Below are 11,490 nucleotides of genomic sequence, written 5' to 3' on the forward strand. Positions count from 1 at the left end.
CCTAGTTGGCGACGCCGTAGCGGCGGGCCCAGTCGGCGGCGATGCGGGTCATCCAGCTGGGATGCGGTTCTGGCTGGACCTTGCCCAGCTGATCGGGCGTCAGCGTGGCGATGCCGAGGTCCAGCGCGTCGAACCGGACCTTGTTGGCGGCGGGCAGCGCGGCCACGTCCAGCACCGTGCCGTAGCCCAGCACGGCCGGGTCCTGCGCGCGGGCCTGCGCCTCGGGCGACATCAGGAAATTGGCCACGACCATCGCGCCTTCCTTGGCACTGGAATCAAACGGGATCGCCACGAATGACGCGTTGCCGATCGTGCCCTTGTCCAGCACGAAAGTGCGCACGGTATCGGGCAACTGGCCGTTGGCAATGGCCGTGCTCGCCTCGCCCGGGCTGAACGAGATGGCCAGATCGATCTCGCCATCGTTCATCAGTTGCAGCGCGGCGGGCCCGGTTGCCGGATAGGCGCGCCCCTGGCGCCACAGGTTGGGTGTCAACTCGTCCAGCCAGGCCCAAAGCGGCGCGGTGACGGCGTCATAATTGGCGTCCGTGGCGGGCTGTTGCAGGACCGATGGATCGGGCAACAGGTCGATCAGCGCCTGTTTCAGAAAGGTCGTGCCCAGGAAATCGGGCGGCTGGGGATAGGTGAAGCGGCCCGGATGCGCCTTGGCCCAGTCGAGGATGGTCCCCATGCTGCCCAGCCGGTCAGGCTCGCGCGCGGTGTCGTGGATGAAGACGACCTGCGCCATCGCCCAGGGCGATTCGTAGCCTTCGACCGGCACGGTGAAATCGGTCTGCACGGTCTTGCCCGCGACATCGACCAGCTTCCAGTTCGGCAGTTGCTCGGCGAAGGGGCCATAAAGCAGCCCTGCCTCCTTCATCGCGGCAAAGTTGGCGCCGTTGATCCAGATCAGGTCCACCGCGCCGCCGCTTGTCTGGCCAGCCTGCTTTTCGGCCAGCACGCGGGTGACGGCATCGGCGGTATCGGTCAGCTTCACGTGGATCAGGTTGACGCCATAATCTTCCTGCACCCGCTGGCCGACCCAGGCGATGAAATCGTTCGTCGCGGTCGAACCGCCCCAGGCATCCCAATAAACGGTCTGCCCCCGTGCGGCTGCCTCGACCGCCGGCCAGTCCGACGGCGCGGTGTCGGCCATCGCGAGGCCCGGCGCGAGAAGAGCGAGGATCAGGGCAAATCGTTTCATGCGGAAGACCTTTCAAAATCGGAGAATTGCTGCTGCGCGGCAAGGATGCGCAACGTCGCTGTTGCGACGCATAGCAGGCCGAAGAGCCATGACAGGGCCGAAAAGGCACCCGGAAACAAGCAGATCGCGACGAAGAACGCGATCGTTTCCGACCCTTCCAACAGTCCGGCCGAGTAATAGAGGGTTTTGGCGCCTTGTGCCGAGGTTTCCAACCCACGCTTTTCGGCAAGGATCGCGTAGCCCAGAAAACTTGCGCCGTTGAAATAGAAGCTGGCCAAAAGGAACGCGCCCGCAGCGCCGTTGCCTGCAGGGTCGGCCCAGACAAAGCCCATCGGCACCAGACCGTAAAACAGGAAATCGGACGCGATATCGAGGTAACCGCCGAAATCTGTCTTGCGCGTCGCGCGGGCCACCGCGCCGTCCAGCCCGTCCATCAGCCGACTGCCGGCCAGCGGCAACAGCGCCAGATGCGGCCAGCCCACGGCGATGCAAAGCGCCGTCAGCACCCCGAAACCCAACCCCAGAACGGTGATCTCGTCCGCGCCGGCCCCCCGCGCGGCCAGCAGTCGGCCCAGCCGGTTCAACGGCGGGTCGATCATCTTGCGCAGCGCGGCGTCGAACATTTTAGTCTCCCGTGGCGTATCGGCGTTTTCTCGCCCATCGCTGCCAGTCACGCAATTGCACAAACACCATTGTGAGAGCGGGGGCGAATCCTGACACAATCGGCCCGGCCCGTTCGGTTGCGTCCGCGCCGCAGCCGTGAAAGATGGGCGGGCATCAGCAGGGGCAAGGGCACATGCGGATCCTCGTTATCGGCGCCGGTTCGATCGGGCGCCGCCATCACGCCAACCTCGGCACGCTGGGGGCCGAGGCCGTGCTGGTGCCTTTCCGTGCCTTCGCGGGCGAGCAGACGCTGGACGAGGTGACGCCCGACGCCGTGGTCATTGCCACCGCCACCCAGGTGCGCACATCGCCCATCGCGCTTTGCGCCGCGCGCGGCCTGCCCTTCTATTGCGAAAAGCCGCTGGCCTACGACGCCGGGGAACTGGCCACGATCGAGGCCGCCGCCGCCCCGGTGGCCGACCGCTCGATGCTGGGTTTCATGATGCGCTATCACCCGGCCTTTCGCGATCTTGCGCAGCGCGACCTGTCCGACATCTACCGTTTCAGCTTCGAGATTGGTCATGACGTGCGGCAATGGCGGGCCAACTGGTCGTTCGCGGCCAGCTATGCCGCGAAACCTGCAGGGGGCGGTGTCCTGCTGGACCTCTGTCACGAGCTGGACATGGCCGCCACGCTGTTTCCCGAGGCCGCCCTTGGCGCTGTCACCAGCCTTGGCCATGCGTCGTTTCCGGGCGTCGATTTTGCCACGCGGATCAACCTTGGCGCGGGTGGCACCGTGGCGATGGACTATCTCTCGCCGGTCAGCCTGCGCCGCATCGCGCTGCGCGGGACGGGCCAGTGCCATGACCTCGACCTGATCGCGGGGCGCATGGTTTCAGACACTGGCAAGGCCCCGCAGACCCGCGACATCGTGTTCGACCGCAACACCATGTTCCTTGACGCGATGCGCGATTTTCTTGCGCTGGTCGAGGGGCGGCAAACCTCTGACGTGGAACATCTGCCGCGCTTCGACCTGGCCCTGCCCGCGTGCCGGCTGATCGCGGCAGCCTGGCAGGTAAGGCAATTTGCCGGAGAGGTAGAGGGGGACTATCCATGATCATCGGCCATATCGGCGCCCGAAAAGGCTCCAAGGGCGTGCCCGGCAAGAACTTTCGCCCGATCTGCGGCAAGCCGCTGATCGACTGGTCGCTGGACCAGCTGTTCGCCAGTCCCTCTGTCGATGCCGTCGTGGTTTCGACCGATGACGAGGCGATCTACGAACACGCCATTGCCAGGGGCGCGCTGAAGATCGGCCTGCGGCCTGCCCACCTGGCCACCGACACGGCAGGCAAATGGGGCGTCTGGCAGCACGCGCAGGGCGCGGCCGAGGCGCTGACTGGGCCGGCGACGGCGTTTCTGGACCTCGACTGCACCTCACCCCTGCGCCTGCCCGAGGATATCGAGAACGCGCTGGCGCTTTTCGCCGACCAGCACCCCGACATGGTCATGTCCTGCTGCGAGGCGCGCAAGAACCCCTATTTCAACCTTGTCGAACCCGACGAGACGGGGGCGCTGCATGTCTCCAAACCCTTGCCCGGCGGCGTCGTTGCGCGTCAGCAGGCGCCGGTGGTCTATGAACACGCGGCCTCGACCTATGTCGTCGATCCGGCCTACCTGAAACGCGCGAACAGTCTCTATGAAGGCCGGGTAATCCCCTACCTGATGCCGGCAGAGCGCTGCGTCGACATCGATTCGCCATTCGATTTCACTTTGGTGGAGTTCCTTCTGAAGACCCGCCTCGAGGAGCAGAAACATGACTGACCAACTTGCCGGCCGCACCGTGTTCATCACCGGATCGGGTGGCGTTCTGGGCTCGACCTACGTGCGCCGGATGCTGGCCGAAGGGGCGCGCGTCATCGCGTCCGACCTTCCCGGCCACCGGGCCGACGCGCTGAAGGCCGCCCATGGCGAAAACCCCGCCTTCCGCTTCTACGACCTTGACGTAGGCGACGAGGCGCAGGTCACGGGCATTTTCCAGCGCATCCTGGCCGATGGCTGGCAGCCCAACGTCGTGCTGAACAACGCCGCCATCACGGGCGAGCTCTTGATGGGCGCGGGCAAGCCATTCCCCGATTTCGCAGACACGTCCGTCAGCGACTGGGAACGCACGCTGCGCACCAACCTCACCGGCGCCTTCATGATTGCCCGGCAGATGGACCGCGACATCGTCGGCAAATGGCCCAGCACCCTGATCAACGTGGCCTCGATGTATGCGCTCAACGGCCCGCATCACCAGATCTACGAGGGGATGCCGTTCAAAAGCTTCTCGGCCTATTCCACGACCAAGGCCGGGATTCATGGCCTGACGCTGTGGCTGGCGGGCTACTGGGCGAAACGGCAGGCGAGGGTCAACACCATCGCGCCGGGGGCCGTCTTCAACGGCCATTCGGACGAGTTCCAGCGCCGCGTGGGCGAGCTGATCATGGCCGGCCGCATGGCCCAGCCCGACGAGATTGCCGATGCCATGCTGTTTTTGTGCAGCGCGCAGGCGGGCTACATGACCGGACAGCTTGTCAACGTCGATGGCGGGTTCAGCGGCTGGTAGCCAGCAGGCGCGGCAGCGCGTCCAGCGTGCGTGCGACCGCGCCGGCATGGGCGGCAAGGAATGCCGTGGTGTCGGCGCTGGAAACAGGCTCTGACAAGGCGGAAATCAGCTCGGCACCGGTCTGAACCTGGCGGCAGACCCCAGCCTCTATCGCCTCTGCGGCCGGATATTCGATCGTGGTGATGTCCGGCCCGACGATCACCGGTTTGCCCAGCGACAGCGGCTCGATGATGTTGTGGGAACCGCGCACGAAACCGCCGCCAACGACAACACGGTCGGCCATGGCGAGGTAGAAAAACATCTCGCCCAGGCTGTCGCCCAGCAGCACGTCGCAATCCGGCAGGTCACGCGGCGCAAGGGCGGTGTCGAAGGCCAGGCTGCGCCACGCCACCCGCAGCCCCGCGCCCGCCAGCAGACCCGCCACCGCGTCAAACCGTTCCGGCGCGCGTGGGACGTAGACGATCAGCGGCCGCCGGTCGGGCGGCAACGCCTTGATCGTGTCGATCATCAGGGCATCTTCGCCTTCCACGATACTGGCAAAGGCCAGAACGCCATGCGCCGGTGCCAGCGCCGCCCGGGCCCGCAGCCCCGCCTGCACCTGTCCGACCGGCGGCGGCAGGTCGAACCGCAGCTCGCCCGTGACGGCGATGTTGCTCAGGCCCACGGCGGCAAAACGGTCCCGCTGCACCTCGGACTTGACCATCGCCCCGGCAAAGCCGCGCATGATCTCGCCGCGCAGCCCGTCGCGATCGCGGGCGAAGCTGCGCGCGGGAAAGATCGCGTTGGCCATGAACAGCGGCACGCCCGCGCGCCGCGCCTCCATGATCATCACCGGCCAAATCTCGACCTCGATCACCAGGCCATATGCGGGTCTGTACAGGCGAAAGAAGCGGCGAAAGGCCCCTGACAGCTCGAACGGCACCCAGACGGAATGCAGGGTTCCGGCGGCGATCGGTGCCGAAAAAAGGGCCTGCGCCTCGCGCCGCCCGGCAGGCGTGAAATGGGTCAGCACCACGCGCTCGCCCCGTTCGAGAAGGGCACGGATCAGCGGTGCGGCGGCCCGCACCTCGCCGACCGAGACAACGTGGATCCAGACTGCCCCATCCAGACCCTGCGAATGCCCGAAACGCTCGGGCAGGTGGTGGGCGTAAAGGGGATCCTTCCGCGCGCGCAGGCGCAGGTAGACCAGCACCACCGGCAACAGCAGCACCCACGCCGCCCGGTAGGCCAGCAGGAAGAGGCGCAGACGGGGCGACGGGAAGTCAGCCATCATGCAGCCCCATCAGCGCCAGAAGGTCCGCGGCCAGGGCGGTGACAGCGCCGGTCGCCTTGTCGGCCTCTGCCGCGGCATGGCGGGGCATCTCCCCCGGTCCCTGAAGCAAGGCCGCCAGCAGCGAGGGCGCATCCGCCACTTGCGCCGCGCCGCCGGCCGCATCCAGCGCGGCATAGTCCTGCGCGAAATGTCCGGTGTTTGGTCCGTGCAGCACGGCCGAACCGAGGCGGACCGCTTCCCATGGATTGTGACCCTGCACAGGCCCGAAACTGCCACCTATCAGCGCCATCGGCGCAAGACGATACCATAGTCCCATCTCGCCCATCGTATCGGCAACCAGTAAGCCGGTGTCGGCCCTCGGCACCTCGGCTGTTGATCTCAGGACGCCGGGCATCCCAGCGTTGGCAAGCACATCGGCCCCCCGCGTGGGCAGGCGCGGTGCAAGGATCAGCAAGGTGGCCGGGTCCCTGGCCAACAAGGTACGATGGGCCGCCAATGCGACAGCTTCGTCCTCGGCATGTGTGGCAGCGGCAAGCCAGAGGTGCCGCCCGGCCAGCGCTGCTTGCATCTGCCGCAGGGCGTCGGGATCGGCCAGCAACGGGGGTGCGGCAGGCTTCAGCGAGCCTGTGACCGCAATTTCCCGGCCGGCCAGTTGTCCGATGGCGGCTGCACTGGCCGCATCCTGCGCGGCGATCAGGCCGAACCGCGCCAGCAGGTCGGGGTAAATCCGCCCGGCGCGCTGCCTTTGTCGTAACCCGGTCGCGTCCATGCGTCCGTTGACCAGCGCCAGGGGAATACCACGCCGCGCCGTCTCGACGATCAGGCCCGGCCACAGGTCCTGCTCGGCCCAGACCGACAGGTCGGGCCGCCAATGGTCGAGGAACCGCGCCCGTGCGCCGGGCGTATCGACTGGCAGGAACTGGTGAATGACGCCCGCGGGCCGATTCCTGTCAAAGGCCATGGCCGAGGTGCGCGCGGTTGATGTGACCAACACCTGCAAATCGGGGTTCTGCGCGCGCAGCGCCGCGATCAAACCGCGCAGCGCCAACACTTCGCCGACGCCCACAGCGTGCAGCCAGGCCAGCGGGCCCTCCGGCCGCGCGGCCGTCGCCTCGCCCAGTTTCTCGCGCCAGCGCGCCGGATCTTCCTTGCCGCGTGCCAGCCGCCGCCGCAGCAGGCCCGGTGCGGCCAGTGCCAAGGCATGCGTCGCCGCGACATAGGCCCGCAGGGCAAGCCCGGTTGGCGCCCCCCTAGGCAATATCGTTGAACTCTTTCTGCAGACCGCCCGCCCAGAACCCATCGTCCTGCAACACCGTCACGAAATGCCCTGCCGCCGTGCCGCTGCCAAACGCGGTATGGCGCGGATAATTCTTTCCCCACTCCTCGGCGAGGAAGCGACGAATGGCAGCATCGTCTGTGGCCGCAACCGCGAAAATAGAGTCTGCCTTGGCCCGGTTCGTCTGCCGCGTGCCGACATCCAGCGAAGGGATGCCCAGGAAAGGCGCCTCGCGCACCCCCGCGCTGGAGTTGCCCACCATGCAGGCCGCGTTCTTCATCAGCTCGGAAAAATGTGCGAACCGCATCGACGGGATGACGCGGAACCGGTCCTGCGGCAGGCTGGCGATGACCGAAAAGATCGCCTCTGATCCGGGGTCGTTGTTTGGGGCGATCAAGACAAAGTTACGCCCCGATGCCGACAGCGTGCCATATAGCGCCGCAGCCTGCGCACCCATGCTGGACGCTTCGGACGTGACAGGGTGAAAGACGCAGATTCCATAGTCTGAAAAAGGGATTGCGTAGCGTCGCTTCACCTCGTCGATCGTGACGCCAGAGGGCCGCGAATGGAAGTCAAGCTCGGGTGAGCCGATGACATGAACCCGCGCCTCAGGCTCGCCCAGCGCCATGACCCGCCGCGCGGCGGCCTCAGAAGAGACGAAGTGGTGACTGGCGAGCTTCGTGTTGCAGTGGCGAAAGATCTCGTCGATCGTCCCCGATACCTCGCCGCCCTCGACATGGGCCGAGCGGATATAGTTCGTCGCGGCCACCAGCGCACAGGCCAGCGCCTCGACCCGGTCGCCATGCACGACGATCAGGTCGGGCCGGTGTTCGGTCACGAAATCGGAAAACCCTACCACCGTCTTCGCCAGGATCATGTCCTGCGGATCCCCCGGACGCTGGTTGAGAAACTCGTGCACGGTGACGCCGGGCATCCGCTGCACCTCGACCCTTGTCAGGCCGTAGCGGTCCAGAAGGTGCATGCCGGTAACAAAGAACGACACTGCAAAGCCAGCATCGCGCGCCGCGGCGGCCAGCGGTTCCAGCTTGCCGAAATCCGCGCGGGTGCCGGTGACGAAAAGAATGCTGCGTGTCATGGATCAGTCCGGAATTGTCAGGCGATCCTACGCGCGCCGGGGGGGCGGGGCAATCGCCCCCGGGCGGTGGACAATCGCGGATGCGCCTCATAGGGTCCGGACGATCCGCAGCAGCGAAGGCGCCCCGCAAGTGACCCAGCCCCGTGTTGTCCTGTGCATGAAATGGGGCACGCTCTACCCTGCGGTTTACGTGAATGTCCTTTACCGCGCCTGCCGCGCCGCCATTACCGGCCCGTTCCGTTTCGTTTGCCTGACTGACAATGACGCGGGCCTGCTGCCCGAGGTCGAGGCGTTTCCGATCCCCGATCTGGGATTGACCGATTTCGACTGGAAGAAGGGCGGCTGGCCGAAGCTGACGGTCTTTGCCGCCGATCTTTACGGGCTGACGGGACGGGCCCTGTTCATCGATCTTGATACGGTCATCTGCGGCGGGCTGGACGAGATGTTCACCCATCCCGGTGAGATTGCAGTGATCGACACCGGGCCGAACTGGCGCGCGGGCCGGATTCAGGTGCCTCAAGTGGCGGGCACCGGCATCTTCGCCTTCACGCTGGGCGCCCATCCATGGATCGTCGAGAATTTCGCGGCCCGTCCGCAGCATTTCGTTCAGAAGTACCGGATCGAACAGATCTACCTGCAGGGCGAGTTCCCTGATCTTGCCTTCTGGCCGCTGCCTTGGGTCGCAAGTTTCAAGTATCACCAGCGCCGCCCGGTCGGCGTGGGCCTTGTCCTGCCGCCGCGCCCGCCGGCCCCGGCAACGAAGGTCATCGCCTTTCACGGCGAGCCACGCCCGATCGACCTGATCCGGCCCGGCATCTGGGGCATCGCGCCCAACGTCGGGCGGGGCAGGGTGGGCTGGATGGTTGATTACTGGCGCCGCTTCGGTGGCGACCCGGAGCGCGACTGATGCTGCCGCCGCGCCTGCGGGCCTGGCCGCGCAAGTACCTGTGGCAGGCCCCGCGCGGCTGGTCGTTGAAACTGACCCGCAATTCGGACGCGCGGATGCGGGCGGCCATCGCGGGCAAGCGGGTTGTCGTCGTCGGCAATGCGCGTGCGCTGCTGGATACCGCGCAAGGCCAGACGATTGACGGCTTCGACATCGTGATCCGGCTGAACAAGGGCCGCGTCGTCAACCCGACTGCCCAGGGCGCCCGGACCGACATGGTGGGCCTGACCCCAGAACTTAGCGAGGACGAGACGGTTGCGGCGTTCGAGCCGCAGATCTTCCTGATGCTGATCCCGAAAATGCGGCACTTTCGCCTGTTCAGAGCCGAAAACGTGGCGCGAACCCTGTTCTATCCGTGGCGCAGCTGGATGGCTGACCGCAACCTGATCGGTCGGCGGCCATCATCGGGGTTCATGATCGTCAGCTGGCTGGTTCGCCTGGGCGTGGCGCGCGAAATCGCGCTGCACGGCTTCGACTTCGGGCAGACACAGACCTACTACAACCCCGACGGCTACAAGACCCCGCATAATTTCGCTCGCGAGGGCGAGATTATCCGGGGCTGGGCGGAAGCTGGAAAGATAACCATCATTCCGCCTGTCTAGAGCCTGTTTTCAGGCCAAGTCAGCCCACTTCAGCTGGGTATTCCGCGTGACCGCGCGGGTCAGGCGCTTGCCCACCACCTTGTCGAAATCGTAGCCCGCGATCTCTCCCGAGCCGGGACGGCGGGCCCAGATGTCGGCCTCGGTGATGACATGGCCCTCGGGCAGGTCGGCGTCGGCCACGACGCTGGCGCGGGCAAAGCGATAGACAGGCTCTTCTGCCGCGGTGCGCTGCTTGGGGTTGTTCGCGGCAATCCATATTTCGCGCGAGCGGTCGATCAGGAAACGCAACTCGGCCGGGTCCATCGAGTTGATGATGTCCGGCCCGATCCGGTAGCGCGTGTCGGTATAGTGCCGCTCGAGGATGCTGGCGCCCAGCGCGACACTGGCCAGCGCCATTTCCGGCCCGATCGAATGGTCCGAGAACCCGACGACCGCGTTGGGGAAGGCCGCCTTCAACTCGGTCACGCCCTTCAGCGAGACGATTTCGGGCGGGCTGGGGTAAAGATTGGTGCATTCCAGCAGGGCATAGTCGATCCCGGCATCGTCAAGGATGGCGACGCTGGCGCGGATCGTCTCGATGTTCTGCATGCCCGTCGACATGATCACCGGCTTGCCCTTGCGGGCGATGTGGCGGATCAGCGGCAGGTTGTCCGCCTCGCCCGAGCCGATCTTGTAGGCCGGCACGTCCAGCGTTTCGAGGAAATCGGCCGCGGCGCGTGAGAACGGCGTCGAGATCCAGATCATGCCGAGCTCTTCGGTATAGCGTTTCAGCTCCGCCTCGTCCTCGCGGCTGAGCGCGCAGCGTTCCATCACGTGCCAGATCGAGACATCGGCGTTGGGCGGAAAGATGGACTTTGCCTCTTCCGTCATCTCGTCCTCGATGATGTGGGTCTGGTGTTTCACCATCTCGCACCCGGCCCCGGCCGCAAGGCGCACCATATCCTTCGCCACGGCCAGGTCGCCGCCGTGGTTGATACCGATCTCGGCTATGACCAGCGGCGGCTGGTTCGGTCCGATCTCGCGTCCGGCAATCTTCATGGCACTCTCCTGCGTGGCGTTGTCTCTTGCTCTAGCGTGGCGCAGGGGCAAATGCAAAACCGGCTTTGGCTTGCAATCGCAAGGCAACTGACCCAAGTGTGCCCCGGCCAGAAACCAGCGGAAAGACGCCCCTCGCGCATGATCGGCAAGCTCTGGCGCCGCCTCGACCAATGGGAACGGGAATGGCGCAACTCCTTCGGCAAGGACATCACCGACCCGCATGAACGCAAGCGGTCGGAATGGCACCTCGACTGGCTGGATCACGGCATCCTGCGCCGCCGTTGGCACAACTTCGCCGAGATCGCGCCGGGCGCTTACCGCTCGAACCAGCCCAACCCGAAACGCTTTGCTGCCTATGCCGACATGGGCATTCGCACCATCCTGAACCTGCGGGGGCGCGTGCGCCTGTCCCCCTACCTGTTTGAGATCGAAGCCTGCGAAAAGCACGGGCTGACGCTGGTCGATGTGGCGATGTCGGCGCGCAGCGCGCCACGACGTGAATCGATGCTGGAACTGCTCGATGCCTTCGAGACGATGGAGCGGCCGTTCCTGATGCATTGCAAGTCCGGCGCCGACCGCACCGGCCTTGCCGCCGCGATCTACCTGCTGGCGGTCGAGAACCGGCCGCTCGCCGAGGCGCGCAAGCAGCTATCGGTACGCTTCGTCCATTTCCGCCGCTCCAAGACCGGGATCATGGATCACCTGCTGGATCTTTATGAACGGCGGCTGGCCAAAGGGCCGATTGGCATCGCCGACTGGCTGCGCGACGAATACGATCAGGACACGCTGACGCGCAGTTTTCAGGCCTACCGCGATGCGGGCTATCGCTGGCCCGCCTGAGGCCCGGGTA

12 protein-coding genes are annotated in these 11,490 nt (G+C 65.9%); 6 read left to right on the forward strand and 6 right to left on the reverse strand.

Annotation, left to right across the window (positions count from 1 at the left end; genetic code table 11):
- Position 1 precedes the first annotated feature (1 nt).
- The gene (locus GC146_RS08790) at positions 2-1,201 is read right to left on the reverse strand and encodes an ABC transporter substrate-binding protein (RefSeq protein ID WP_291837156.1); all 1,200 of its coding nucleotides are present in this window, start codon (positions 1,199-1,201) and stop codon (positions 2-4) included.
- Positions 1,198-1,824, reverse strand: a complete 627-nt coding sequence (locus GC146_RS08795; RefSeq protein WP_291837158.1) for a CDP-alcohol phosphatidyltransferase family protein — start codon at positions 1,822-1,824, stop codon at positions 1,198-1,200. Before GC146_RS08795 ends, GC146_RS08790 begins: the two co-directional genes overlap by 4 nt.
- 173 nt (positions 1,825-1,997) lie before the next feature.
- Between GC146_RS08795 and GC146_RS08800 the strand changes: the two genes are divergently transcribed.
- The 3 genes from GC146_RS08800 to GC146_RS08810 are packed head-to-tail and all read left to right on the forward strand — an operon-like array spanning position 1,998 to position 4,409.
- Positions 1,998-2,921, forward strand: a complete 924-nt coding sequence (locus tag GC146_RS08800; RefSeq protein ID WP_291837160.1) for a hypothetical protein — start codon at positions 1,998-2,000, stop codon at positions 2,919-2,921.
- Positions 2,918-3,625 carry an acylneuraminate cytidylyltransferase family protein gene (locus GC146_RS08805; RefSeq protein ID WP_291837162.1) on the forward strand — a complete coding sequence of 236 codons (708 nt, stop codon included), beginning with the start codon at positions 2,918-2,920 and terminating at the stop codon, positions 3,623-3,625. The genes GC146_RS08800 and GC146_RS08805 overlap by 4 nt, the downstream gene beginning before the upstream one ends.
- Entirely contained in the window at positions 3,618-4,409 is a 792-nt protein-coding gene (locus GC146_RS08810) for an SDR family oxidoreductase (RefSeq protein ID WP_291837164.1), read from the forward strand. The genes GC146_RS08805 and GC146_RS08810 overlap by 8 nt, the downstream gene beginning before the upstream one ends.
- Here GC146_RS08810 and GC146_RS08815 read toward each other — a convergent pair.
- Genes GC146_RS08815 through neuC form a run of 3 tightly spaced genes read right to left on the reverse strand, consistent with a single transcriptional unit; the run spans position 4,396 to position 8,054 of the window.
- Positions 4,396-5,679, reverse strand: a complete 1,284-nt coding sequence (locus GC146_RS08815) for a glycosyltransferase N-terminal domain-containing protein (RefSeq protein ID WP_291837166.1) — start codon at positions 5,677-5,679, stop codon at positions 4,396-4,398. The genes GC146_RS08810 and GC146_RS08815 overlap by 14 nt on opposite strands.
- Positions 5,672-6,880 (reverse strand): glycosyltransferase N-terminal domain-containing protein, encoded by a 1,209-nt coding sequence (locus GC146_RS08820; protein WP_291837168.1) that lies wholly within the window; start codon positions 6,878-6,880, stop codon positions 5,672-5,674. Before GC146_RS08820 ends, GC146_RS08815 begins: the two co-directional genes overlap by 8 nt.
- A 52-nt stretch (positions 6,881-6,932) precedes the next feature.
- Positions 6,933-8,054 (reverse strand): UDP-N-acetylglucosamine 2-epimerase, encoded by a 1,122-nt coding sequence (neuC, locus tag GC146_RS08825; protein WP_291837170.1) that lies wholly within the window; start codon positions 8,052-8,054, stop codon positions 6,933-6,935.
- A gap of 130 nt (positions 8,055-8,184) precedes the next feature.
- On the opposite strand from neuC, the gene GC146_RS08830 reads away from it, so the two are divergent.
- Both GC146_RS08830 and GC146_RS08835 read left to right on the forward strand, forming a co-directional pair.
- The gene (locus GC146_RS08830) at positions 8,185-8,961 is read left to right on the forward strand and encodes a glycosyl transferase (RefSeq protein WP_291837172.1); all 777 of its coding nucleotides are present in this window, start codon (positions 8,185-8,187) and stop codon (positions 8,959-8,961) included.
- The gene (locus GC146_RS08835) at positions 8,961-9,602 is read left to right on the forward strand and encodes a glycosyltransferase family 29 protein (protein WP_291837174.1); all 642 of its coding nucleotides are present in this window, start codon (positions 8,961-8,963) and stop codon (positions 9,600-9,602) included. Before GC146_RS08830 ends, GC146_RS08835 begins: the two co-directional genes overlap by 1 nt.
- Before the next feature lie 9 nt (positions 9,603-9,611).
- Here the strand turns inward: GC146_RS08835 and GC146_RS08840 are convergent, their stop codons facing one another.
- Complete coding sequence (locus GC146_RS08840) at positions 9,612-10,640, reverse strand: N-acetylneuraminate synthase family protein (RefSeq protein ID WP_291837176.1); 1,029 nt, start codon at positions 10,638-10,640, stop codon at positions 9,612-9,614.
- A gap of 138 nt (positions 10,641-10,778) precedes the next feature.
- On the opposite strand from GC146_RS08840, the gene GC146_RS08845 reads away from it, so the two are divergent.
- A complete protein-coding gene (locus tag GC146_RS08845) occupies positions 10,779-11,480 on the forward strand; it encodes a tyrosine-protein phosphatase (protein ID WP_291837178.1) in 702 nt (233 codons plus the stop codon).
- Positions 11,481-11,490 lie beyond the last annotated feature (10 nt).

Origin of the sequence: Limimaricola sp. (genome assembly GCF_016125575.1) — a bacterium.
GTDB lineage: Bacteria > Pseudomonadota > Alphaproteobacteria > Rhodobacterales > Rhodobacteraceae > WGLM01.